The sequence below is a fragment of the Acinetobacter sp. UBA3106 genome (genome assembly GCA_002365595.1).
Taxonomy (GTDB): Bacteria; Pseudomonadota; Gammaproteobacteria; order Pseudomonadales; family Moraxellaceae; genus Acinetobacter.
In genome coordinates, this window is sequence record DFAM01000009.1 from 13,933 (window position 1) to 39,447 (window position 25,515).

Below are 25,515 nucleotides of genomic sequence, written 5' to 3' on the forward strand. Positions count from 1 at the left end.
TCTCCTCCTTCACAGTCAACATCATTTTTTTTATAGGTTAACTATGATCTTTTATTTATATCGATATTGCACAACAGTGGTAAAAATTCCCTTCCCCGCGTATGTCTGAAAAGTTGCAGAGCGACCATAATAAGCCTCAAGCCGCTGCTTCACATTTTCAACTGCAATACCATGTCCCTGTCGTAAATTTATTTTATCCTGTGTATAAGGGTTAGTAATGACTATATTGACTTGATTTTGCAATATTTCAATCAATATGCTTATCGTACTCTTTGTTAGAAATTTTTCAACTCCATGAAAAATACTATTTTCCACTAAAGGTTGTAAAGTTAATAAAGGAATTTGTATCTCAGAAAAGAGAACTTCATCGTCATATTTCCATTCTACGTGCAAGCGATCACCTAAACGAATCTGCTCAATCGCCAGATAACGCTGGCACAATTCAATTTCATCTTTTAATCGGACCAGTTTAAGTTCTTTAAAACTTGCACGAAATAGTTGTGATAAATTCAGTAACATTTGTTCTGCTTTATCTGGATCAATGCTAATTAAACTAATTACAGTATTGAGACTATTAAATAAAAAATGCGGATGAATTCGCGCTTGCATGGCTTGAATTCGTGCATTCAATTCACTGTTCTGCTGCCGTGCCCATTGTTCCCGCATATACAAATAACGAAAACAAAAGCTTCCTATCAGTACCCCAAAACTGAGATTTAATCCCACGCCATCGAATAAAACCTGTAGCGTCAAATGCTGGAATTGAAAGTTTTGTCCAAAGAAAATAAAAACGTTGAGTACCACCGTGGTGATTAACACGATAATCTGCACTAAAACGAAGCCCACGACCAGAGTCTGGCCAAAACTAAAGTGCTGAATCTTTTTCTGCAGGCGTTCCATTAACGCCACAAAAGCCAGCAATACCCAATCAATGAACAATATATATTGCAGCAGGCGATCGATATGCAAAGCCGTCCAGGATTGTGCTTCTGCCAGCGCCAAGATGACGGCCAAAATATTGCTGGCAATAAATAATTCAATTAAATGTTGCCAATGGCCCATTTTCGTAAAAAAATAGGCGTTATTATTTTTCCTACCATCTGTATACGTCGAAGTTGGATCGACTTGTTTTTCGGCAAGTGATTCTGAATTTGCTATACTCTTGTTCAAATTACTGCTTTTTATTTTATTGAGCCGATATGACCACATCTTCTAATTCCTCAAATCCGTCACAAACCCAAACTTCGGGTATGTGGGGCGGTCGTTTCTCTGAAGCTACTGACGCATTTGTTGCTGAATTTACAGCATCTGTTCAATTTGACCAACGCTTTTATAAACAAGATATTGCAGGCTCTATTGCGCATGCAACCATGCTTGCCAAAGTAGGGGTTTTAACCGAACAGGAACGTGATGACATCATTAACGGTTTAAACACCATTAAAGCTGAAATTGAAGCAGGTGATTTTGAATGGCGCATTGATCTAGAAGATGTGCACATGAACATTGAGTCGCGTTTGACTCAGCGTATTGGCATCACCGGTAAAAAACTACATACCGGCCGCAGCCGTAATGACCAGGTTGCCACAGACATTCGTTTATATGTACGTGATGAAATTGATGCCATTTTAGAACTATTACAAAAATTACAAAAAGGTATTTTGGGCTTAGCGGCAAAAAACACTAATACCATTATGCCTGGTTTTACCCATCTGCAAACGGCTCAACCGGTGACTTTTGGTCACCACTTGATGGCCTGGTTTGAAATGCTAGTACGTGACTCAGAGCGTTTAATCGACTGCCGTAAACGTGTGAATCGTCTACCACTTGGTTCTGCTGCACTTGCAGGTACCACTTATCCCATCGAGCGTGAATACACAGCACAGCTTTTAGGTTTTGAAGCGGTATGTGAAAACTCGTTAGATGCGGTGTCTGACCGTGACTTCGGTATTGAATTTAACGCAGCTGCATCTTTAATCATGATGCATTTATCGCGTATGTCTGAAGAAATGATTCTGTGGACTTCTGCTCAGTTCAAGTTTGTCAACATTCCTGACCGTTTCTGTACCGGTTCTTCAATTATGCCGCAGAAGAAAAACCCGGATGTGCCTGAATTAATCCGTGGTAAAACTGGCCGTGTCTATGGTGACCTGATGAGCCTGTTAACGCTGATGAAAGGTCAGCCATTGGCGTATAACAAAGACAATCAGGAAGACAAAGAACCATTATTTGACGCAATCGATACGGTTCGCGGTTCATTGATGGCATTTGCTGACATGATCCCTGCCTTGGTGCCAAACATTGACATCATGCGTGAAGCTGCGTTACGTGGTTTCTCGACTGCAACTGACCTTGCAGATTACTTAGTAAAAAATGGTGTGGCATTCCGTGATGCACATGAAATCGTGGGTAAAGCCGTAGCGCTTGGCGTTCAAGAAGGTAAAGACCTGTCTGAATTGACACTTGAACAACTGCAACAGTTCTCTGACCTGATTCAAGCAGATGTATTTGAAAAAGCCTTGACGCTTGAAGCGTCTGTGAATGCACGTAACCACATTGGTGGTACTGCACCTGCACAGGTGGAAGCTGCAATTGCGCGTGCTTATGCTCGTTTAGAAAAACTCTACGTTTAAGGAAAGCTGATATGTCTCGACAAGTTTTTTGCCGTAAGTATCAAACAGAAATGGAAGGTTTAGACTTTGCACCGTTCCCGGGTGCAAAGGGTCAGGAATTATTTGATACCGTATCTAAACAGGCCTGGCAGGAATGGCTTAAACATCAGACCACCTTGATCAATGAAAAACGTTTGAACGTGTTTGAGCCGGATGCGAAAAAGTTTCTTGAAGAACAACGCGAAAAATTCTTTAGCAATGATGAAACCTTAGAAAAAGCTGAAGGGCTGAAGCCTGAAGAAAAATAAGGCGCTGCCTTATTTTTCTGCAAGACAAGCGAAGCGCGTAGTTTTGATTGTCAAAAGGGAATCTGAAAAGATTCCCTTTTTTAGCTTAGGAGCACTGCTCCGCCACGCCGCAAGACCTAAAGCTAGGCTTTAGGTGGCAAGACAAGCGAAGCGCGTAGTTTTGATTGTCAAAAGGGAATCTGAAAAGATTCCCTTTTTTAGCTTAGGAGCACTGCTCCACCCGAACACAAGGCGAAGGCTGTGCCTGAGCGTAATTAGATAGAGCGCTGCTTTAAATTTTAAGCAAGGCAAACGAAGTTCGTAGCTTCTCCTGTCATAAAGGAGTCTTTAAAAGGCTCCTTTTTTATTCTATAAAGCTTAAAAGCCACGCTTGGGCTTTTCTATGCTCTATGTTTATTACTTCTTATCAATAGATTTAGTTCTTAACATTTAGAAATAACTGTAAACCAAAAATACATTATTCAATAAAACTATACATTAGAATACAATAACCTACATGATTAGTTAGATTTCTCCTCCTATACTTAGTCTCAAGTAGATGATTATCCATCTTATAACTATTATAAATATCCCCGATTTCAATCCTAGGTTTCCCCCAAAATCTAGGATTTTTTTTGTCTGCTATTTTTGAGGAGGATTTTCCAAAAAATTAGGGCAGATATAAAAAAACGCCCCTTTAGGACGTTTTTGGATTTTTTTAAATCGGGGCTTAAGGCTGTTTTAAATAAGGCCATGCGGCTTTTAAATAAATAAACATTGACCATAATGTCAGAATGACCGCCGTGTAAAGCAAGGCATAAGCCAACGTTTCAAACGGCTGCCAATTCAGCAAAAATACTGAAATCGCAATCATCTGGAAAGCAGTTTTATATTTACCTACAGTCGATACGGCAACACTGGTACGCGCTCCCAACTCTGCCATCCATTCACGCAGGGCAGAAACCGTAATTTCACGTGAAATAATCACAATTGCCGCAAAGGCCATAGAAATGCTCGGTTGCCATTGCACCAAAACAATTAATGCAGCCGCAACCATGAGCTTATCTGCGACAGGATCCAAAAAACGTCCAAATGCGGAGGTTTGATTGAGTGAACGGGCCAAATAGCCATCAAACCAGTCAGTTATCGCAGCAATGACAAAAATGGCCGTTAAAATAATGTGACGAGTCATATTTGTATCATGACTTGCAACACCAACTGCAGGTGGCCAGTAAGCCACCAGCAAGAAAACAGGAATTAAAGCGATACGCGCCAAAGTCAAGATATTCGGAATATTCAGGATGCGACCTGTAGTCATAGACACCGCCAATTTTTTCCCTCTATGTACAATGAAAAACCACACATATTTTGAGGATTGATTCATCGTTAATGAGAGTCACTTTATACGAATTGCTAGAAAGTGTCACTAGGCAAACACGGTAACTGTCTGTCTGGAAATCGCAATCAGTCGATTCTCTGCATCCCAAAGATGAGCATATTCGGTCGAATAACCATCTGCGGCATAATCGGTAAATACTTTATATTTAAACCAATCATGCAGATGATTTTTCAAAGGATGTACATAAGTCACATGCCAGGTCAGGGAACTGGCCGGTGCGAATGTCTTGAACATGGGCAAAACGCCGGGCGGCCACATATCGAAGGCCACCATTAAATCGGCGACGGTCATTTCCCGGTTGTCATGCCGATCCGGATTAAAACGCATCCAGCCACTAAAGTCAGGTTTCACACTTGCACTACATGGATACTGCCCGTCTACCCAAACCAGGTCCATCTGTCCAAAACATTCCGGCGCTAAAGGATGATGCTCGGCAATTTTCAACTGTTCAGGCAGTGGAAATTCAGGTGCAGCTCGTTCCTGTTGCACAGAAATAGCCGACTGGCGCTGCGTACCAAAACTGGCAATCAAAATACTTTGCACCACATCATCCTGCCAGAGTCGCACTTCAACCGTGGTCACGGACTTGCCTTGACGCAAGATTTCAGCACTCAACCGCACTGGCGCTAGCTGGACTGGTCCGACAAAAGTGACACTGGTACTTAACAGCTGTTTTTCCGCATCTGCAACAGCGATCACGGCTTTTTGCATCATCATCCCGGCCACCAGTCCGCCATAAATGGTCCGGCCCTGTAACCAGCCTTCTGGAATATCGACCCATTCATGCTGTTCAATTGCGGTAAATAATTGGCGCAGTGACATCCTTCGTCCTTTAGAGTTTTTAATTTGTTCTATCTTTCACTTATTTTGAACTGTTGTGAATGATCAATGACTGCTGCGTCAGTGAGCGCTTTGGCCAATCTGCCCGAATTTATTCATGCAATACCTTGTAAATGGTACGAGCCATGACATCACCCAAACCGGGAACCAGTTTCAAGTCATTTTCCGAAGCCTTGAGCACCCCTTGAATGCCGCCAAAATGGGTCAGTAAATCACGGCGGCGTTTCGGACCCAGTCCGGGAATTACTTCCAGTACCGATGAGCCACGTTTCTTGTCGCGTTTGGCCCGGTGTTTGGTAATGGCAAAACGGTGCGCTTCATCACGCACCTGTTGAATCAGATGCAGCGCTTTATGGTCTTCAGGCAACTGAATTTTTGTACCATCAGTAAAATGCAAGGTTTCCAAGCCCGGTTTACGCCCCTCGCCTTTGGAGACCCCAACTATAAAGGCATCCAGTCCCAGCTCCTGCATCACTTCCATCGCCATGTGCAGCTGTCCTTTACCGCCATCAATCAGCAGTAAATCGGGCAACATGGCTTTTTTATAACGGCGGGTCAGTGCCTGGCGCATAGCCGCATAATCATCCCCGCCGGTAATATCATCAATGGCAAACTGGCGGTAATCGCGTTTGCGCGCACCGCCCGAATCAAACACCACACAGGATGCAACCGTTGCTTCACCCATGGTATGTGAGATGTCAAAACATTCAATCCGGTCAACCGGACGCCCGACCACCTGTTCGAGCTGATGAAAACGCTCATTGAGTTCAAAATGATTGGCCAGCTGGCCTTTAATGGCGTGCTGCACATTCATATTGGCAAGTTCCAGCCATTCGGCACGGGTTTCCCGGACATTGTGCTTGATCTGCACTTTCTTGGCGAATTCCTGTTGTAATGCCTGTTCCAGCTCTTTGCGATCTGGAAGCTCGACATTCACAATCAGCTCGACAGGCACTTCATCGGCGACCTGAAAATAAAAGTTCGCCATGAAATCCGATAACATCTGTCCCAGATCATCGCCCAGCATATCCGGGAAATAACTTTTACCGCCGAGCATTTTGCCATTACGCACATGCATGATCTGCACGCAGGTCACCCCGGCATGATAGGCAATGGCCAATATATCCGCTTCACCTTTGACCTTATAAATCGCCTGTTGTGACTGCACATCACGCAGCAGCGCCATCCGGTCACGGTAAAACACCGCTTTTTCAAATTCCAGCGCTTCCGCCGCCGCTTCCATTTTGGCAATCAGTTCCTGATTCAGCTCTTTGGTATCACCCTGTAAAAAGCGAATCGAACTTCTAACATCTTCCTGATAATCTTCAGGCGAAATGAGACCAACACAAGGCGCGGTACAGCGTTTGATTTGATACTGCAAACACGGACGTTTACGTTGGGCGAAATAGCTGTTTTCACACTGTCGCACATTAAACAGTTTTTGCAGCACCACCAGCGTATCCCGGGCATTATAGGCACTCGGATAAGGTCCAAAAAACTTGCCCACCTGATGCTTGCCCTTGCCACGACCCGCGGCAATACGCGGATAAGGCTTGTCACTGGAGACAAAAATATAGACATAAGATTTGTCGTCACGCAGCATGATGTTATACGGCGGACGATGCAGCTTGATCAGGTTCTGTTCCAGCAATAACGCTTCGGTTTCCGAGCGCACCACCAGCGTTTGAATATCATAAATACGCGCCACCAGCGCCTGTGTTTTCGGATGCTCGATGGTTTTGACAAAATAGCTGGACACACGGTTTTTTAAATTCTTGGCTTTGCCGACATACAACAATTCGCCGTCTTTGCCCAACATGCGGTATACGCCCGGTAAAGTCGTCATATGGGCCAGAATCTTTTCAATATTGTCACGTGCGTTTTCGTTCACATTCAGCCTGATTTAAATTGGATAAGCTTTGCTACATGATGTGATGGTTTTCACGCCATTTTCAAGCCAATGTCCTGTTTTTATCGCAATCATACAAAGTTCCAACAATCACATGATTGCTAAAAGCTATAAGTCAATTGCGCTTATTTTGCTATGCTCAAGCCATCTGAAAAAATTTGGATCAAACGGAATGACGACCACCAATCACGCCATGCATATAGTCAAACCAGTCACTGCAACGCATAGCACATCTGAAAAAGATAAACTGATTGGCAAGCCGCGTTTTCATTTTGAACCGCTTGAGGTCATGCAGCTGTTGAAGCAGCGCATTATTGGACAAGACGCAGCACTGCAAGAAATTGAAAAAATGCTGCATGTGGTCAAAGCCGATTTTTCCAGTCCCGAACGCCCGCTATCGGTGACTTTAATGCTCGGCCCTACCGGTGTCGGTAAAACCGAAACGGTACGTTTGATCGCTGAAGCCATCTATGGCCGCCCGGATGCTTTTTGCCGGATTGATATGAACACCTTGGCGCAAGAACATTATGCCGCAGCCATTACCGGTGCCCCTCCCGGCTATGTCGGCTCCAAAGAAGGTCATAGCCTGTTTGATGAAACTGCTATCGCCGGCTCTCACACCCGTCCCGGAATTGTGCTGTTTGATGAGCTGGAGAAAGCCTCGACCGAAGTGATCCGTGGCTTAATGAATATACTGGACACCGGCAAGCTGACCCTGACCTCCGGCACCAAAACTATCGACTTTCGTAACTGTATGATTTTCATGACCAGTAATGTCGGTGCACAGGCAGCTCAGCAATATCTAGATAAACTGAATTTTTTGCCGAAAAAAATGCAGGCGATTTGCCTGAAAAAAATACCGACCAAGACCATTATTGAAAAAGTGATGTTTAAAAAATTCGATCCTGAATTTTTAAACCGGATTGACCGCACCTTGCATTATCAGGCAGTTCAGGAAAATGCTCTGCCGAAGCTGGTGGAAATTGAACTACAGAAACTGAATCAGCGCTTGCAGCATCAAAAACGTCAGGTGGTTTTGACCGATGCCGCCAAAGCGCATTTTTATACAGGGCATGATATCCGTTTTGGCGCACGTCATTTAGCCCGCAAAATGCGGACTGAACTGGAACCGGTTCTGGCGCTGTATTTTTTAAATGATCCGGAAAAAACCCAGCTCATTTTGAACTATGCAGAAGGTCAACTGATCATTCAGCCTGAATAATCTTGCTTAGCATGAGACTTGCAGTCAAATGTTGAAACGAGGATTTGACTGCCCACTTGCCTCACTTTTATAAACCCCAGATTCTCTGCAAAGCTGTTGAACTAGGGTGTTTAGTTGAAAATTTCAGTTTAAAACGCACTTTGTTTCGCTGAAATTTTTGTTGGATTGACTTTTTTGACCAAAACAAGCCCATAAAAAACTTGAAATCGCCCAGTTATACCCGATATAAATAAGCACGAAATTATTAGAAAACCTTAATCTAAACAAAAAGTTCATCATATTTTTAACAGGTAAAGTAAAAATAAGGCTGCCAGTCACCCGGGTTTGTTGAAAAAAAATTGATGACCCTAGCGTCACGGCTTGATACAACTTGTTATGTTCTTTTTGGATATAGTTATCGTAAGATTGGCGAAGCATAAATGTACGCTGGAAATGTGTACACGCTTCACAACATCAACTTAGAAGTCCTCCAAAATAAAGGAGATCAGGCATGATCCACGCTGGCAATGCCATTACCGTCCAAATGCTTTCGGACGGAATTGCAGAATTCCGCTTTGACTTACAAGGTGAGTCGGTCAACAAATTTAACCGTGCAACAATTGAAGATTTTAAAGCTGCAATTGAAGCGGTTAAAGCAAATAGCGAAGTGAAAGGTTTAATCGTTACTTCAGCTAAATCAACATTTATCGTTGGTGCTGACATCACTGAATTCGGTGAAAACTTCGCACAAGGCGAAAAAGCGATTGTGGATTGGGCATTGCCTGTTCACGACATCTTTAATGCATTTGAAGATTTAGAGATTCCTAAAGTTGCTGCAATCAATGGTATGGCATTGGGCGGCGGTTTTGAAATGTGTCTGGTGTGTGACTACCGTGTGATGTCAGAAGCTGCTCAAGTCGGTCTTCCTGAAATTAAACTCGGCATCTACCCGGGTTTCGGTGGTACGGTTCGTTTAAGCCGTTTGATTGGTATCGACAATGCGGTTGAATGGATGGCGATGGCTAATCCTAAAAAACCTGCTGCTGCACTAAAAGACGGTGCTGTTGATGCGGTTGTGGCTGCGGACAAATTGCAAGACGCTGCGATTGACCTGGTTAAACAGGCACTTGCTGGCCGTGTAGACTGGAAAGCAAAACGCCAGGAAAAACTTGACCCAGTTAAATTGAACCCAATCGAACAAATGATGGCGTTCAATTCGGCGAAAGGTGCGGTTCTTGCAAAAGCAAATCCTGCTCAATACCCTGCGCCTAAACTTCTTCTTGACTCATTACAAGCAGGTGCAAGCCTTCCACGTAACGAAGCTTTAAAAGTAGAAGCTGAAGGTTTTGCTAAAGCTGCGGTGACTCCACAAGCTGGCGCGTTGATCGGTTTATTCATCAACGACCAGGTGGTGAAGAAAACCTCTAAAAAATATGAAAAAGGTGCTCATCCTGTAAACCAGGCAGCTGTGCTTGGCGCGGGCATCATGGGTGGTGGTATTGCTTACCAAGCGGCAAGCAAAGGCACACCAATCATCATGAAAGACATTGGTAATCCACAACTTGCACTAGGGATGAAAGAAGCGAATGGCTTGCTGACCAAGCAAGTTGAACGCAAGAAAATGAAACCTGCGCAAATGGGTGAAACCCTTGCCCGTATCCGTCCGACTTTAAGCTATGACGAGTTTAAAGAAGTGGATATCGTGATTGAAGCGGTGACTGAAAACCCGAAAGTAAAAGGCATTGTATTGGCTGAAACCGAGAAGAACGTTCGTGAAAACACGATCATTGCTTCTAACACTTCAACCATTTCAATCACACGTTTGGCTGAAAACCTGCAACGCCCTGAAAACTTCGTCGGCATGCACTTCTTCAACCCGGTGCACATGATGCCACTTGTAGAAGTGATCCGTGGTGAGAAAACTTCTGCTGAAGCAATCGCGACCACTGTGGTTCTTGCTCAGAAAATGGGTAAAACACCTATCGTTGTAAACGACTGCCCGGGCTTCCTGGTAAACCGTGTATTGTTCCCTTACTTCGGTGCGTTTGACCTATTACTTAAAGATGGTGCTGACTTCCAGCAAATCGATAAAGTCATGGAACGCTTCGGCTGGCCGATGGGTCCTGCTTACTTGATGGACGTGGTTGGTATCGACACTGGCGTTCACGGTGCAGAAGTGATGGCTGAAGGCTTCCCTGACCGTATGAAACCGGACTTCAAAGGTTCGATTCAAACCATGTACGAAGCAAAACGTTTGGGTCAAAAGAACGACGTTGGTTTCTACAAGTATGAATTAGACCGTAAAGGCAAAAAAGCCAAAGTGGTTGATCCAACTGCGTATGAGTTTGTAGCTTCTGTTGCAACTGCCGAGAAACGCGAATTTGATGCTCAAGAAATCATTGACCGCATGATGCTGGCTTTCTGTAACGAAACTGTTCGTTGCCTGGAAGACAACATTGTTGCAACTGCTTCTGAAGCAGATATGGCGATGATTATGGGTGTAGGTTTCCCTCCATTCCGCGGTGGTCCATGCCGTTACATCGACCAGACTGGCGTTGCTGAATACGTTGCGCTTTGCGACAAGTACGCTCACTTAGGTAAGGCTTATGAAGCGCCACAAATGTTGCGTGACATGGCTGCTAACAACAAAAAATTCTACGGTTAAGGAGCAACGTGAATGGCTACTTTAAATCCGCGTGACGTTGTCATCGTTGATGGTGTACGTTCAGCAATGGGTAAAACCAAAAACGGTATGTTCCGCAATGTACGTGCTGACAGCTTGTCTGCTGAACTGGTTCGTGCATTGGTTGCTCGTAACCAGTTTGATGTCAACGAAGTTGAAGACCTGATCTGGGGCTGTGTAAACCAGACTCTAGAACAAGGTATGAACATTGGCCGTAACATTGCGTTATTGGCTGATCTTCCGAAGACTGTTGCAGGTCAAACCGTGAACCGTCTTTGTGGTTCTTCTATGCAGGCAATCCACACTGCGGCTGCGCAAATTGCAACGAATCAAGGTGATATCTTTATCATCGGTGGTGTAGAGCACATGGGTCACGTAGGTATGATGCACGGCATCGACCTGAACCCGGAAGCGTCTAAGCATTATGCAAAAGCATCTAACATGATGGGCTTAACCGCTGAAATGTTGGGTCGCATGAACGGCATTACCCGTGAAGAACAGGATGCGTTTGGTGTTGAATCTCACCGCCGCGCTTGGGCTGCAACTCAGGAAGGCCGTTTCAAAAACGAAATCGTGGGTGTTGAAGGCCATGATGCCAATGGTTTCAAAATCCTGTGCGACATCGATGAAGTGATTCGTCCAGATGCCAACCTTGAAGCGTTCAAAGCGTTACGTCCAGTATTCGACCCTAAAGGCGGTTCGGTAACTGCGGCTACCTCTTCAGCCTTGTCTGACGGTGCATCTGCAATGTTATTGATGTCTGCTGAACGTGCTCAAGCGCTTGGTCTTAAGCCACGTGCTGTGATCCGCTCTATGGCGGTTGCAGGCTGTGATGCTGCGATCATGGGTTACGGTCCAGTTCCAGCAACTCAAAAAGCGCTTAAACGTGCTGGCTTGTCGATTGCTGACATTCAAACTTTTGAATTGAACGAAGCGTTTGCTGCACAAGGTTTGTCGGTTCTTAAAGGCTTAGGCATTTATGACCAGCAAGACCGTGTGAACTTGAACGGTGGTGCAATTGCGCTTGGTCACCCATTGGGTTGTTCTGGTGCGCGTATCACGACTACATTGCTGAACGTTATGGAACAGCAAGATACACAAATCGGTCTTGCGACTATGTGTATTGGTCTAGGTCAAGGTATCGCGACTATTATCGAACGTGTTTAAGATTTAAATACTGAGATAAAAAGAAACCCCGCTTATTGCGGGGTTTTTTATTCTAAAAAAGTGTCTTAAAATTATTATTTGAGAAAACATTAAGAATCGTTGTTTTTATTAGTGGAATAGCATACTTATGAATAAATTCATAACTATCATGGTTATATTCAAAGATAAATTCACCTAGTTTTGTATGCGCAATACTGCAACGGATTCGATATATCCAATATGCATTAATTTTCTTTATCATTTTTATAAAATCATCCATTTTTCCACTTTGTGCAAAAGCAACCTCCTTATGAATAGCTACATTAAAAAAATCATCCATTGAGGAGCAAGAATCTTGATAAGATTTATGAATAAATAACTTAAATTTTTCCCATTTCTGATCATTTACAGGGTTGGAATCCTTCGTATATTTCTGAAAAATTTCCTCACATAAATCTTCATTATTTACAAATGTATCTACTATTATTTTTAAATACATTTCATCATTATCTATAAAATTTTCAATAATATATAAGATAGATTCCATTTCACTTTTTCTTAACTCTTTATATATACTATTTACTCCACTCATATCAGCAATAGTTATAGATTGTAACTTTTTAATTAATACTAAATTGAACAGTAGCTCTAACTGATGATAATCACGAAGATATTTTTCTAAAGGAGAGGTGCAAAATAGACTAGAGAAAGCTATATCTTTATTATGTGTGGTCGGAAATGTAAATTTCTTCGGTAATTCTATTGAATCTATTTCAGGTGTGAATTCAAAGTTTTTGGGTGTATGAGAAAAACCACCCCAAAAAATCGAAATTTCAGAATACTCATTTATATATTCTTCAATAAAATCTTCATTAATTAGTAAAAAATGCTTTTCGAATTGATACGATAAATTAACGTCATCTAAATAAGCCTTAGCAATACAATAACATATCTTTGAGGCATTCAATTCACTTGTAGCACTGAGCAATTTATTTTTATTAATAATATTTAACTCACCAATCACGTTACCATCGAGTATTAGATCAATTTCATCTTCAGATCTACTTTGTCCTAATAAGTTATTTAACTCTTCTATTTCAACTATGACTTTACCTTCAACTATGACATATCGATCATCATTTATGATTTTTTCACTTATCATCAGCTCATAATCTGAAGGTAAATCTAAAGCATCTCGGTATGCTCTTTTATAAATATCTAATAAATTTTCCATTAGATAGCAGCCATTCCCCAACAAGTTTTAAAGTTGAAATCTCCCTCTGATCGCAAATACTCTTTAAACATCTGAAATATATATTTTCTACGTGCTGAACCAATATTAAATTTCTTAGAATTAATACCTTTAATTAAATTTTCATATGACTGTAGCTCGAAATAATCAACCGTTTTTTGATCTTGTATATACTCCTCCAAAGAATTAATCATTTTATCCAATGTATTAAATACTTTACCTCGCATATTATTTTTAACCAGAATGCCTATCGAAGCAAAGAAACTTACAATAACGTTGTCTGAACCAAACCACGTATGTCCATCTTCAATTAACTCTGGATTATCTTGATATAATTTCCAAGCTAATCTATCAATTTCTTTAAACTTGTTTAAAGCTTCAATAAACGTCTCGAAATCTTCGTTTATTTTTTCCTTATTGGACTCGAAAATTTCGTTATTTTGAATTTGATCGTTGACAATATTTTCACTGTCTTGCTCTGGTGAACCTTTTAAAAATGCATAATATGCAGCTGCAATATTACTTAAAGGATATTTGTTTGGAGAAGTTCTTCTAGCTCCATCTCGCTCTGTGAATAATTCAATACCATTAACTTTTTCTTGAATTGTTTGCTTAGTCGTAGCAAAAAGTAGATCAATTTGATGGCGCATTGACATTGCCTTTTGGCCTGAATTCAAAACAATCATACGGTAAACAATATTTTTTAAATCAGATTCCAACCAATATTCTAGGAGAAGTGTTTGCTTATCTCTAAATTCAAACCCCTCATCTTTAAGTTCTTTAAGAATATATGTTCTTTGTAATCCATCTAAAATATCTACTATTCCATTTTCAGATGATAGACTCTGCTCAAGTTTATCTTGATCTTCAATATCACTAATAATAGAAGTAACTAATTCATGCTTTACTGCTAATGTAATAGAAGGTAATAAAGCTCCATCTTTTATATCCTGTTTTAGACGACCATATCCCTTATGGTTCTCCTTCTTTCTTTGAAGTTCAAAATCTTCAAAGTCATTTCCAATAATTTTTAGATATTTTTCAGGACTAACTTGGCAATAAACAACATCTGTATCACTTTTTAAGTCCTTTGCTTTTCCAATAACTTTAAACATAGCTATTCTCTCTGTTTTCTAATTTTATTTTAACTTTAAGTTATTAAAATTAAAAATTTTTTATACTCATTAAATGATTTTTTTTAAAATAAAAGTCACTTCATTACTACTTTAAATGAAAAAATTTTAATGTTACTTAAATATCCTCAGTGATTCTCTGCGCCAACAACGTTGCGAAATGCTGCTTAATGCGATTACCCTGCTCATCTACCCGATGCAGCTCACCGACATTTTCATTGTATTTCACAATGTTCCATCCCTCATACAAAGCACTTAATTCCCCGGCTTTAAACGTAAACGGAAAGTCAGACTGCGCAGGAATATCATCGGTATCCATCGCACAGACAATCAGGTTAAAACCATTCACATGAGTCGCTTGTTGCATCTGTGCAATAAGAGGTTTCACCGTTGGTGCTTGTAAAAACATCATCACCACGGTACAGCAAATAAAGTCATAATGGCCGGTAATGCTTGGGTCTGCATTTAAATCACGTTGTTGCACATGAATGTTATCAATCTGCTCAGACTGAATGATCTGTCTTAAGGTTTGCAGGCTGTTTTCATTGACATCCCAGGCATCCACCTCAAAACCATGCTGACTTAAATACAGCGCATTACGCCCCTGCCCGCAGCCAACATCCAAGGCACGGCCACCTTGTAAATACGGCATAGCAGCCAAAATTTCCGAGTGAGTGGGTGAAAGCTGATACTTTTTATAAAAGTAATCCTGTGGCAGACAGTAAAATTGGAGCTGACATTCAATATCATCACTGGCGGAAACAATTTTGTGCCACGCTTGCGGTTCAATAAATGGAGGCTGCTGCTCTGGGCTAAAAACATGCTCAGACTTTACCGCGCCCGACTCTTCCAGCATGGCAAAATACAGCTCACCCTTGAATACGGTCAGTTTTGCCCAGGTCCCCGCTTTGGTATTGTGCGGATTTTTAAAACCTTGCGGAATACTCTGCTGTGTCCAGACAGGAAGTTCTTTATAACAAATAAGCTGTTGCATAAAAGGCTGTGCTCCCAATCATCAATTGTCTGTCTGAAATCAATCTGTTAACTATGTTTTAGCATAGCCCGTTCAACTTCAGATTGAAATAAGCTGCTTAACAAAGACTCATGCAAACATCCGGCTCCAAAAGCAATGTAACTCATCTGCAACATCATGTTATACCTATGTAAATTTAGTTGAATATTCACACAATTGAACTTCGCTAACTTATTTACTTTCAAAAAATTAATATCTCTGGCGTTAATATAAGCCGTACAAAAACCCTCTTTATTCTCACGATTGAGTCATCCACATGAATACTATTAAAACTGCCTTGGCTATCGCTGTAGTTGCAGGCACTACCTCTGCTATGGCTGCGACTGCTGTACAAACTACACCTGCTGCTAAAGTTGCTGCATTAAAAGCACAAGTAAAAGCAGATACCATTCAAGCTGCGAGTACGGTTAAATCAGCCGCCGCAACAACTAAAGATCAAGCTGCTACTGTTTCTAAAACAGCTACTCAAAAAACTGTAGCTGCTAAAAAAGTAGCAGTAGCTAAAACAGCAGCCACTAAAGATGCAACTGCTACAAAAGCGGTTGAAGCGAAAGAGGCAACTGTAGCTCAAGCTGAACAAGTAAAAGAAGCTGCAGCTCATAACACTGTCGCTGCTAAAGATACTGTATTAGAAAAAGTGGTAGCAGCAAAAGATGCAACTGTTGCGAAAACTGTAGCTGCTAAAGATGCGGTAGCAGAAAAAACAGCTGAAGTGAAAGATGCCACTGTTGCTCAAGCAACTGAAGCTAAAGATGCTACTGTAGAAAAAACTGCAGACCTAAAAGAAGCAGTTGCTGTAAAGGCAGATGCTGCTAAAACTGAAGTAAAAGCTGAGAAAAAATCATTCTTTTCTTGGTTTAAAAAATCTGCGGCTTAATCTGCTTTAACGTATGTTAGCCTTAAAAAAGGATGCTATTCATGAGCATCCTTTTTTAGTTATACCGGAAATATTTATCTTCCATTTTAAAGGGCAAACTAAGGAGTACCATTCCTCAAGGCAGTTCTTTGCTGCCCTTCTAACTGTCTGATGGCTTCACGCTGCGCACTACTATCCAGCACACCCAATGAAATTTGTCCGCGAGCGAGTTGCACATTGGTGGCACTACGGTCTATACCAAAAGGTTCAAGCAGCACATACAAACCTTCGCGCGGATCAGGTGACTGTAAACCTCGGGCAATGGCCAGAACATATTGCTGCAAAGGCGCTGGCAAGCTGTTGATATCTGGCATAGGGGCCTCAGGAACCAGATCGATGGTCATCAGAATAGTCGGGTCAACCACAAAGTTTTGCGTATCCATCTGGATCTGCATAATTCTATGCTGCAAGGCTCTCTCTCTTGGATAATCGTGTGGATAATAGATGACCTGTGCTGTTTCGGCTTCAGCACTTAACTCGGCTTCAGTTAAGGGGCTTAATCCAAGGGCATCCGCTATATCGGCAAAAGTGGAGGAAATAGGAAAGCTTCCGGCAATCATTATAATTGCACAGGACAAATTTTTTAGGAGCTTCATGGCAGTTCTACTCAACAATGAATTGAAGTAAATAAACAACCGTCGACAGCTATAATTGTATAGGTTATGCGCCTTTCAGCCACTTGACCCGGACCAGTGGTGTTGCAGGACATTCTAATTTTCTTTAAAAAATTCTCTCTTTTCACCTCTTAAAAAATACAAGAACTGTGGCTGTAAAAAGCCTGACTCTGGATCATATTTTTATAAATCAGTTTTTTATATTCCTCGGCTTGATTGTCCCACCCATACAAGATTTCCACGATACTCTCTATTTTTCTCGTATTCCTACGCGCAGAAGTACAGGAAATGTTACATCTAAGTGTTCAGGTCCCGCTTGTAAAGCCGCTGAAATGGGCTGTAATGGATCATCGGTGTTTTGGTCGTGATAATGCTTGAGCGCAGACCAGGTCTGTAAATAGCTGAGCAGCTGCTGCGGAGTCCAGTGATATTCCAACTGCAAATCTGGAACAGCCTGCTCATGAAAAGGAAAGGGAATGCTTTGATACAGCTCATCAATATAACGGCGTTCACTATCCCAATAATCTTTTAAGGTTTCAGCATACAGCTGTTGGACCAAACTATTGATTGCCGCATCCTGAACATGAATCAGGCCATAGCCAATGACTGCCAGCACCCCTTGAGGTTTAAGCACCCGTTTGACTTCTTTATAAAATGCCTTAAAGTCAAACCAGTGTATCGCTTGTGCCACGGTAACCAAATCTACGGACTGTTCCGAAATGGTAGTCTGCTCTGCTGCCTGCACCTGATAGCTGACATTTTCAAAATAAGGCGCTTGTTGTAACTGTGCTTCGCTAATATCGGTCGCCAGTACCTGCTCGAAATACGGTGCCAAAAGCTGAGTAAACTGACCAGATCCCGCAGCACAATCCCAGGCAAAAGTTCGTCCCGGTACATGCTTTAAAATTTCTTTGATTATTTGGCTGGAATAGCTAGGACGGGCCTGTTTATAACGCACACTATTGCTGGAAAAAAGATCTTTCATTTAACGATGCTCATAATATTAATCAATTTAATCAATCACCTGATCAATTGTGAAACTGGTCTGGGCAATCGGCACCAGCTGATCATTCAATTGATAATATTTAACATCATAGCTTCCTGCTTTCCAGCCTTTCGCGGGCTTAAAACTAACCCAGTTCTGTTCCCGATTGGCGCTGATGCGCTGCGGCATAAAAAACAGCACTTCGCCTGTGGACTGATTGCTCCAGCGCACAAATACCTGCTCGTTATTTGGGGTTTTTCCCAACGTATCAAAATGGGCGAATAACTGTTGTCCGGCATAAACCTGTCTTGGCAGCAGGTTATTCGCTATATATTGTTGCTGCGCCGTGACGCTGGCCTGACCAGTCATGCTTTCATGCGGATCATTTTTTGCATCGACAAATTCCTCGACCAGGCGTTTGGCAAACGCGTGCTTGTCGTGGATATTAGATAAATCATAATCCGGAAAGGCCTGCTGCAAATACTTGTTAATTTGCTCGGGTGTAGCTTGATCTATAAGGCTATTCACCTGAGTTTTCTGTTTTTTAAGCTGTTGTTGCAATGCCGGACGATCTTCAGGCTGAGTCTGCGCTTTTTGCTGAATGGTCTGGATGAAATTTTCCACAGCAATATCCTGATTGGGCTCAGAAACAGTCGGTTCAGATTCAGGCGTGGACCGGGCAATAAAATAACCCAATCCAAAGCAGAATATGCCAATCACCAGTGCTGCAAAGAATTTCATGCGACTTAAATCCACCACTTAGTTACAGGTGATGGTTTCTGTCAGGCTTCCAACAGGAATATTCACGCTTCCACTAGGAAATAACGCCCCTGCACTGACTTGCTGTCGAGTCAGGTTGGTTCCTGAAAGCAGTCTTAATCCTTCCGAAGTACAGAGTCCGGTTTGGGTATCATTACTCAGCTGTACTACACAGCCATTGACGGTTACTTTATGGGTATTGGTGACTGGCTGCACACATAACTGGGTAATGACCACTGAAGCAGGTGACTCCAGTTCACATGCTGAACAGTCCTGATTGCTGCCACCACAAGCATCGGCGGCTCTTTCGCTACGGCAAATATAGGTTTGGCTACCGAAAATAAATCTTTTTTCATAAGAAGAGTTAAAATAATCTCCGCTTCCGCTACCACCACAAGCCGAGAGTAAAAGTGATAAAGAGGTGAATACGGGGACAGCGATTGTTTTCATTGCGTAGTCTCCAGTTGTTATTACTTTGATTCTATAAAAACAAAGACCTCAAGCGATGGAGATATTAAACAAGAAAAATTATTGCATTTTAGGTGTCATCAGCCCAGATGCAGGAGGGTTATTTATAGAATGTTCCAGCGTACCAATATTGATCCTGTTCAGGTCAATCTGTATATGGGTCCCACGTTCGAGGGGCTGCATACTGTTGCTCCGGTCTATGCCAAAGGGTTGCAACATAATATACAAGCCTTGCGTAGGATCACCCGACTGTAAACCCTGAGCAATATTCAATACATGTTGTTGTAGTAAGGGAGCTAAAGAGTTTAGGTCTGGCTGTGATTGTAGGGGCTGAAGTTCAAGGTTGGCAACCATATGGCTATCAATCATAAAGTTTTGTGCTTCACGTGAACTACGAATCATTTGATGCTGTAAAGCACGGCGATTCATCTCATCATTCTGATACGGCACAAGCCCTGTTTCTGTACGCAGTTCTGGCTCAGCCAGTACTTGCAGGGTTGGCAAGGTCACCGTGTCATCTGCGTGGGCCATCAGGCTTCCTGTACCACCGAACATCAGCACCAAAGCAGAGATTTTTAGAAGGTTCATAAGCTTGACTCGTAACATAATTTCAAGGCAATGCAGCTTTACACCATGCAAGGAAAATGCTTCTCACTGCAACCGTATAGGTTATAGCCTACATAAAATTCCGTTTTCGCTCACCCTAACTCAGATAAACGGTGTTTTAACTCATCCTCAATTTATTAATGATATTCGGTTTTTATCAGTCTTTTATCGCAGCTTGCATACAGATATAAGGCCTATACCCAACAGACAGACAAAAAAAATCCTCAAACAATGTTTGAGGATTTTTTGAATATGGTGGCGAGACCCAGGATCGAACTGGGGACACACGGATTTTCAATCCGTTGCTCTACCTACTGAGCTATCACGCCAATGCCGTGTATTAAGCCGTATCTGCTCTCAATAGTCAATATAATTCATCACATTTTTATTTGATCGAATATTTTTTACCCAAAAAAAATCCCTGATGGGATCAGGGATTGAAATCTTGAAACAGATTTTGAATATGGTGGCGAGACCCAGGATCGAACTGGGGACACACGGATTTTCAATCCGTTGCTCTACCTACTGAGCTATCACGCCGATGCCGCGTATTAAACAGTCTCAGCGTTTTTCAGTCAAGCAAGTTTTGGGCTTTTTAAAGCAAACGTTTATTTTTACAGCAAATTGGCGTTTATCTGTTTATTTTTTATTTAAAACTCAAATAATTATTCAGCAGTGTCAGTATTTTTAACCGATAAAAAAGCAGCCATGAGGCTGCTTTTTATGTACTCGATAGAGTTAAATTTTTTCCAGATGCGCCAGGCAACGATGAATTGCTCCACAGCCCGGTTCAAATGTCTTCACGCCTTTTTCTTCTTCGATCCGGCAGACCTCACTGACCAGTCGTTCTGCAACCCCGCGTCCACGGTTGGCCGGATGGACCACAATATTTTCCAGTATGCGGCTTTCCCCCTGTCCGGTACACCAAATTGCCCCAATCAGTTTAGTATTAAATTCTGCTGTGTAAACTAATGTATACTGAGCCAAGTTTTGCTCTAGTTGTTCAATGGCATCTGCCCCATCTCCAAATTCCGGGCTGGTGTCATACAGTCGCTCAAGCTGGCTGCGCACTTCGTCATTTTCTAATGAAGTATAAGCATGTACGGTAATAGGCATTGATTAACCCTCCTGAGCAATCTAATATGCGATGATTTCGTCATCGCGAAAAACAGTTTACATCATCATTTTTGACGTTTTTGAGGAACGTGTCTATGACGCAACGTATCAGTGAAGTGGTAAGAAACACTAACGAAACCAAAATCCGAGTTCGTGTGAATCTTGATGGTACAGGTCAAGGCACTCTCAATACAGGTGTTCCATTTTTAGATCATATGATTGATCAAATCAAGCGACACGGTTTATTTGACATAGACATTCATTGTGATGGTGACCTGGAAATTGATGATCATCACACCGTAGAAGACTGTGGTATCACACTCGGTCAGGCTTTCGCCCAAGCGTTGGGTGATAAAAAGGGTCTACGCCGTTATGGTCACTTCTATGCCCCACTGGATGAATCTTTAAGCCGTGTTGTGGTTGATTTATCTGGCCGTCCGGGTTTATGGATGGATATTCCATTTACTCGTGCCCGTATTGGTAGCTTTGATGTTGATCTATTCTCTGAATTTTTTCAAGGTTTTGTGAATCACGCTTTAATGACGCTGCATATCGACAACCTGAAAGGCAAAAACAGCCATCACCAGATCGAAAGCGTATTTAAAGCATTTGCCCGTGCACTCCGTATGGCTTGTGAAGTCGATCCACGTGCAGAAAATACCGTTGCTTCAACCAAAGGTAGTTTGTAATGACCCGTATCGCCCTTCTTGACTATGGCATGGGAAATTTACACTCTGCAGCCAAAGCCTTAGAACATGTTGGTGCAACTGTTGATGTGACCAATGATCCTAAACTGATTGCGCAAGCCGATAAAATTGTATTTCCCGGCGTAGGTGCAATGCGTGACTGTATGCAGGGCATGCATGAAGCAGGGATTGATGAAGTGGTACGCCATGCCGTATTCAACAAGCCTGTACTGGCCATTTGTGTCGGTATGCAGGCTTTGATGCAGCGCTCGGAAGAAAATGGCGGTACAGATGCGCTGGGTATATTTGCCGGTGAAGTGAAACGTTTCCCGGATATGGAAGGCTTAAAAGTACCGCACATGGGCTGGAACCAGGTACATCAGGCTGACCCAAGCCATCCGATGTGGAAAGATATTGAACAGGATGCACGTTTCTATTTTGTGCATAGTTTCTATGTTGAGCCTCAAGATAAAAGCATTGTGGCTGCCACCTGTGACTATGGTCTAGAGTTTTGCACCGCATTGCATAAAGAAAACCTGTTTGCGACCCAGTTCCATCCGGAAAAGAGCCATACCGCAGGTTTACAGTTACTGAAAAACTTTGTGGAATGGAACATCTAAATATCTATTTTTAGATATTTTAAAAGCTCAACTCTGGTTGGGCTTTTTTATTTTGGGAGCTGAACTGAAAGATTCCTCTTTGGACTTGGGTTAAAATTGATTATTATTTGACTGATAATTAAACATATCCATTTAAAAATATAGGAAAATAATAATGAACAATATTAATAATGACTCAGCACTGACTGCTGATGGGCGTTTTGGTCGATTATCCTATCTGGGCTGGAACGGACTGCTGTGTATCTTCATTATGCTTATCGTCATCCTCGTCGCTATTGGACTTCCAGGACTGCAAACACCAGATCAAAGACTGCCTACCTCAGCAATACTATTTTTAAGTTTTGTATATATGGGTGTGCTTTATTTTTCTTTCATCTTCGCCATCCGACGCCTACATGACCGCAATCACAGCGGATGGCTGTCCTTGCTGACGCTGATCCCATTGATCAATTTGGGTTTAACAATGTATTTAGCTTTTGCTAAAGGTGATGAACATGAAAATCAGTTTGGTCTACCGCGTAGCACAAAAACTTGGGAAAAAGTTTTGGCATGGTTCTATGTACTGGTTTTTCCACTTGCGATCCTGACTGCTATTGCAATCCCTGCCTATCAGGATTACCTGCAACGTGCGCAAGTGGCACAAATGGACATACAACAGCAAACCGGGCAAAACAACTAACCGTTTTCTCTATATACATGACTAGAGCCTGCAATATGCGGGCTTTATTTTTGCCTAAACATTGAAAAGCGATTAAGCTGAGATCAGACCCAGGAACCTATTGATGATTATGGAAGAGCCTCTGCTGCAAACGCTACCGAGCAAAGAACAGATTCAGCAACTCCCTGTATTTGAAAATCTTCCAATGCAGCAAATTCATGTCATTCATAGCCTGGCACAATGCCATGCCCTCGAACAGGAGTTAAAAGCCTGTGCATTATTCGGTTTTGACAGCGAATCCAAACCGACCTTTAGCAAAGGTGAAGTCTCTACCGGGCCGCATCTGATACAGTTAGCCACTTACGATACCGCTTATTTATTTCAAATTAACCCGCAGATATTAGAATTCCTGAAACCCATTTTTGAAAATCGCGACCAGATTAAAGTCGGCTTTGGCTTAAAGAATGATGCCCATCTTTTCCGTAAAAAAGGCATTGAGCTGAACAGCGTGATTGAATTGTCTAAATGCTTCTCTGCCTTTGGCTTTAGCAATCCGATGGGACTTAAAAATGCCATGGCACTGTTGTTTCAGGTCAATTTTCCCAAAAGCAAGAAAATAAGCACCTCGAACTGGGCACGAAAAATCCTCACACCCCATCAAATTCAATACGCAGCCGCCGATGCCTATGCTCCAGTTTTAGTGTTTGAAAAATTGCTGCACTTAGGTTTATTACCCAAACACATTCCCAATACCTCATTAAAATTACGCCTCCGTCCAAACAAAATAAAAGCTGAAACTGATGCTTAGCGTTTTGCCAATACTTTGTTAAGATGGAACACAATGAATTCAATAAGATTTGGCAAGGAGCGAAAGCATGCTGATCATCCCAGCAATTGACCTGAAAGATGGCAAATGTGTCCGTTTAAAACAAGGCCGTATGGAAGACGATACCGTATTCTCTGACGATCCAGTTGCAACTGCACAGCATTGGGTAAATGAAGGCGCACGCCGCCTGCATTTAGTGGATTTAAACGGCGCTTTCGCTGGCACACCTATTCACAAACCTGTGGTTGAGGCCATTGTCAAAGCACAGCCTGAACTTCCAATCCAAATTGGTGGCGGTATTCGCTCGCTTGAAACCATTGAACATTATTTGGATGCCGGTGTCTCTTTCGTCATTATTGGCACTAAAGCAGTTCAAGATCCTGAGTTTGTTGAAGAAGCATGCAAGAAATTTGCAGGCCGCATTATTGTCGGTATTGATGCCATGAACGGCATGGTCGCAACTGATGGCTGGGCAAACGTGACTGATGTCAAAGCAATCGATTTGGCAAAACGTTTTGCCGATGCTGGCGTATCTAGCATTGTTTATACCGACATTGCACGTGATGGCATGATGCAGGGCGTAAACATTGAGCAAACGGTAAACCTTGCACAATATTCAGGTCTCCCTGTCATTGCTTCTGGTGGTGTAACCAATCTGGATGACGTTCGTAACTTAAAAGATCAACCGGGTATTTTGGGCGCCATTACGGGTCGTGCAATTTACGAAGGCACACTGAACCTTCGTGAAGCGCAATTATTGTTAGATGAACAATCACTTTAATTCCATGCAGTATCTCTAAGAGGTCTTCGGACCTCTTTTTTATTTTTCAGATGATCAGATAAATTTCTCCCTCGTATAGCTATGTCAAATGCTCCATCCTGGATTACATCTAGAGCTCCTCAACTTGCCCTGATTTTGATTACCGTGATTTGGGGTGGTTCGTTTATCACCGTGCAATACGGACTCAACTTTGCCAGCCCGATGTTTTTTGTCGGCTGCCGATTTGCCGCGGCCATGCTGTTTGTCAGTCTTTTTTCCTGGAAGGATTTAACGGGAATCCGACTTCAAGAAATTGCTGCAGGGGCTTTGATTGGATTGGTCATTGCGCTGGGTTATGGCACACAAACCATTGGGCTGAAAACGATCAGCAGCAGTGAATCGGCTTTTTTAACGGCTTTATACGTACCCTTAGTTCCAATTTTATTGTGGTTATTGTTCCGTAAAACGCCGCAAATGATGACTTGGTGCGGTGCTGCTTTGGCATTTTTAGGGCTGGTCTTCTTAACCGGCAACGGCTTTGGGGAAATTCAGCTGAATTTTGGACAGCTGATTACCATTCTGGGTTCAATCGCGATTGCCCTGGAAATTATTCTGATCGGTTTTTTTGCCGGTAAAGTTAATGTGCGCCGTGTCACGGTAATTCAACTCGGTTTTGCCTCGCTGTTTGCCTTTTGCATGATGCCACTGGCGGGTGAAACATGGAATCCGGTGTTTTCGTGGCCTCTGCTGAGCATTCTATGTGGCTTGGGGTTTGCCAGTGCAGCCATTCAATTAGTGATGAACTGGGCACAGCGTGAAGTTGACCCATCACAAGCAGCAATTATCTATTCGGGTGAGCCGGTTTGGGCTGCCTTGATTGGCCGTATCGCAGGTGAACGTTTACCTTTACTGGCCATACTTGGCGGAACTTTAGTCGTGTTAGGTGTGATTGTGAGTGAATGGAAACCGAAGTTTTTAAAGAAAAATAAAGAAGTGAGTTCCTAAAAGT

25 protein-coding genes and 2 tRNA genes are annotated in these 25,515 nt (G+C 42.4%); 12 read left to right on the plus strand and 15 right to left on the minus strand.

Features of this window, described 5'->3' with window-relative positions; genetic code table 11:
• Positions 1-51: 51 nt before the first annotated feature.
• A complete protein-coding gene (locus tag B4C48_RS02730) occupies positions 52-1,209 on the minus strand; it encodes a sensor histidine kinase (RefSeq protein ID WP_291354017.1) in 1,158 nt (385 codons plus the stop codon).
• Here B4C48_RS02730 and argH point away from each other — a divergent pair.
• Entirely contained in the window at positions 1,200-2,630 is a 1,431-nt protein-coding gene (gene argH, locus B4C48_RS02735) for an argininosuccinate lyase (RefSeq protein ID WP_291354019.1), read from the plus strand. The two genes, B4C48_RS02730 and argH, sit on opposite strands and share 10 nt — an antisense overlap.
• Positions 2,631-2,641: 11 nt before the next feature.
• Positions 2,642-2,917, plus strand: coding sequence for an oxidative damage protection protein (locus B4C48_RS02740; RefSeq protein WP_291354021.1), 276 nt, complete (start codon positions 2,642-2,644; stop codon positions 2,915-2,917).
• Between the two features lie 709 nt (positions 2,918-3,626).
• On the opposite strand, the gene pgsA is transcribed toward B4C48_RS02740, so the two are convergent.
• From pgsA to uvrC, 3 genes are all read right to left on the minus strand, one after another.
• Positions 3,627-4,214, minus strand: a complete 588-nt coding sequence (gene pgsA / locus B4C48_RS02745; RefSeq protein WP_291354023.1) for a CDP-diacylglycerol--glycerol-3-phosphate 3-phosphatidyltransferase — start codon at positions 4,212-4,214, stop codon at positions 3,627-3,629.
• Between the two features lie 108 nt (positions 4,215-4,322).
• The gene (locus tag B4C48_RS02750) at positions 4,323-5,117 is read right to left on the minus strand and encodes a thioesterase family protein (protein ID WP_291354025.1); all 795 of its coding nucleotides are present in this window, start codon (positions 5,115-5,117) and stop codon (positions 4,323-4,325) included.
• 109 nt (positions 5,118-5,226) lie between these two features.
• Positions 5,227-7,026 carry an excinuclease ABC subunit UvrC gene (gene uvrC / locus B4C48_RS02755; protein ID WP_291354027.1) on the minus strand — a complete coding sequence of 600 codons (1,800 nt, stop codon included), beginning with the start codon at positions 7,024-7,026 and terminating at the stop codon, positions 5,227-5,229.
• A gap of 190 nt (positions 7,027-7,216) precedes the next feature.
• Between uvrC and B4C48_RS02760 the strand changes: the two genes are divergently transcribed.
• From B4C48_RS02760 to fadA, 3 genes are all read left to right on the plus strand, one after another.
• The gene (locus B4C48_RS02760) at positions 7,217-8,266 is read left to right on the plus strand and encodes an AAA family ATPase (RefSeq protein WP_291354028.1); all 1,050 of its coding nucleotides are present in this window, start codon (positions 7,217-7,219) and stop codon (positions 8,264-8,266) included.
• 490 nt (positions 8,267-8,756) lie between these two features.
• Complete coding sequence (gene fadB / locus B4C48_RS02765; protein ID WP_291354030.1) at positions 8,757-10,910, plus strand: fatty acid oxidation complex subunit alpha FadB; 2,154 nt, start codon at positions 8,757-8,759, stop codon at positions 10,908-10,910.
• Positions 10,911-10,922: 12 nt separating this feature from the next.
• The gene (fadA, locus tag B4C48_RS02770; RefSeq protein WP_291354032.1) at positions 10,923-12,095 is read left to right on the plus strand and encodes an acetyl-CoA C-acyltransferase FadA; all 1,173 of its coding nucleotides are present in this window, start codon (positions 10,923-10,925) and stop codon (positions 12,093-12,095) included.
• Between the two features lie 52 nt (positions 12,096-12,147).
• Here fadA and B4C48_RS02775 read toward each other — a convergent pair whose 3' ends face one another.
• The 3 genes from B4C48_RS02775 to tehB form a co-directional block, all read right to left on the minus strand.
• The gene (locus tag B4C48_RS02775) at positions 12,148-13,308 is read right to left on the minus strand and encodes a hypothetical protein (RefSeq protein WP_291354034.1); all 1,161 of its coding nucleotides are present in this window, start codon (positions 13,306-13,308) and stop codon (positions 12,148-12,150) included.
• Positions 13,308-14,441, minus strand: coding sequence for a hypothetical protein (locus tag B4C48_RS02780; RefSeq protein ID WP_291354036.1), 1,134 nt, complete (start codon positions 14,439-14,441; stop codon positions 13,308-13,310). Before B4C48_RS02780 ends, B4C48_RS02775 begins: the two co-directional genes overlap by 1 nt.
• 136 nt (positions 14,442-14,577) lie before the next feature.
• The gene (tehB, locus tag B4C48_RS02785; RefSeq protein WP_291354038.1) at positions 14,578-15,453 is read right to left on the minus strand and encodes an SAM-dependent methyltransferase TehB; all 876 of its coding nucleotides are present in this window, start codon (positions 15,451-15,453) and stop codon (positions 14,578-14,580) included.
• A gap of 295 nt (positions 15,454-15,748) precedes the next feature.
• On the opposite strand from tehB, the gene B4C48_RS02790 reads away from it, so the two are divergent.
• Positions 15,749-16,369: a hypothetical protein gene (locus tag B4C48_RS02790; protein WP_291354040.1), complete on the plus strand. Its 621-nt coding sequence runs from the start codon at positions 15,749-15,751 to the stop codon at positions 16,367-16,369.
• Between the two features lie 98 nt (positions 16,370-16,467).
• Here B4C48_RS02790 and B4C48_RS02795 read toward each other — a convergent pair whose 3' ends face one another.
• The 8 genes from B4C48_RS02795 to B4C48_RS02830 form a co-directional block, all read right to left on the minus strand.
• Positions 16,468-16,968: a hypothetical protein gene (locus B4C48_RS02795; RefSeq protein ID WP_291354042.1), complete on the minus strand. Its 501-nt coding sequence runs from the start codon at positions 16,966-16,968 to the stop codon at positions 16,468-16,470.
• Positions 16,969-17,272: 304 nt separating this feature from the next.
• Positions 17,273-18,007 (minus strand): class I SAM-dependent methyltransferase, encoded by a 735-nt coding sequence (locus tag B4C48_RS02800; RefSeq protein WP_291354044.1) that lies wholly within the window; start codon positions 18,005-18,007, stop codon positions 17,273-17,275.
• Positions 18,008-18,034: 27 nt separating this feature from the next.
• Positions 18,035-18,748, minus strand: coding sequence for a hypothetical protein (locus B4C48_RS02805; RefSeq protein ID WP_291354046.1), 714 nt, complete (start codon positions 18,746-18,748; stop codon positions 18,035-18,037).
• 18 nt (positions 18,749-18,766) lie between these two features.
• Positions 18,767-19,216 (minus strand): hypothetical protein, encoded by a 450-nt coding sequence (locus B4C48_RS02810; RefSeq protein ID WP_291354048.1) that lies wholly within the window; start codon positions 19,214-19,216, stop codon positions 18,767-18,769.
• Positions 19,217-19,294: 78 nt separating this feature from the next.
• Entirely contained in the window at positions 19,295-19,822 is a 528-nt protein-coding gene (locus B4C48_RS02815; protein ID WP_291354050.1) for a hypothetical protein, read from the minus strand.
• Positions 19,823-20,093: 271 nt separating this feature from the next.
• Positions 20,094-20,169, minus strand: a tRNA-Phe gene (locus B4C48_RS02820).
• A 135-nt stretch (positions 20,170-20,304) separates the two neighbouring features.
• Positions 20,305-20,380: transfer RNA gene (locus B4C48_RS02825), tRNA-Phe, on the minus strand.
• Positions 20,381-20,578: 198 nt separating this feature from the next.
• Positions 20,579-20,956, minus strand: coding sequence for a GNAT family N-acetyltransferase (locus B4C48_RS02830; RefSeq protein WP_291354052.1), 378 nt, complete (start codon positions 20,954-20,956; stop codon positions 20,579-20,581).
• Between the two features lie 95 nt (positions 20,957-21,051).
• On the opposite strand from B4C48_RS02830, the gene hisB reads away from it, so the two are divergent.
• The 6 genes from hisB to B4C48_RS02860 all read left to right on the plus strand — a co-directional run bounded on the left by hisB (position 21,052) and on the right by B4C48_RS02860 (position 25,511).
• The gene (gene hisB, locus B4C48_RS02835; protein WP_291354054.1) at positions 21,052-21,645 is read left to right on the plus strand and encodes an imidazoleglycerol-phosphate dehydratase HisB; all 594 of its coding nucleotides are present in this window, start codon (positions 21,052-21,054) and stop codon (positions 21,643-21,645) included.
• Positions 21,645-22,262: an imidazole glycerol phosphate synthase subunit HisH gene (gene hisH, locus B4C48_RS02840; protein WP_291354056.1), complete on the plus strand. Its 618-nt coding sequence runs from the start codon at positions 21,645-21,647 to the stop codon at positions 22,260-22,262. Before hisB ends, hisH begins: the two co-directional genes overlap by 1 nt.
• A 154-nt stretch (positions 22,263-22,416) precedes the next feature.
• Entirely contained in the window at positions 22,417-22,941 is a 525-nt protein-coding gene (locus B4C48_RS02845) for a DUF805 domain-containing protein (protein ID WP_291354058.1), read from the plus strand.
• A 109-nt stretch (positions 22,942-23,050) separates the two neighbouring features.
• The gene (locus tag B4C48_RS02850; protein WP_291354259.1) at positions 23,051-23,728 is read left to right on the plus strand and encodes a 3'-5' exonuclease; all 678 of its coding nucleotides are present in this window, start codon (positions 23,051-23,053) and stop codon (positions 23,726-23,728) included.
• A 67-nt stretch (positions 23,729-23,795) separates the two neighbouring features.
• A complete protein-coding gene (gene hisA / locus B4C48_RS02855) occupies positions 23,796-24,527 on the plus strand; it encodes a 1-(5-phosphoribosyl)-5-[(5-phosphoribosylamino)methylideneamino]imidazole-4-carboxamide isomerase (protein WP_291354060.1) in 732 nt (243 codons plus the stop codon).
• An 81-nt stretch (positions 24,528-24,608) separates the two neighbouring features.
• Positions 24,609-25,511: a DMT family transporter gene (locus B4C48_RS02860; RefSeq protein ID WP_291354062.1), complete on the plus strand. Its 903-nt coding sequence runs from the start codon at positions 24,609-24,611 to the stop codon at positions 25,509-25,511.
• The last annotated feature ends 4 nt before the right edge of the window (positions 25,512-25,515 follow it).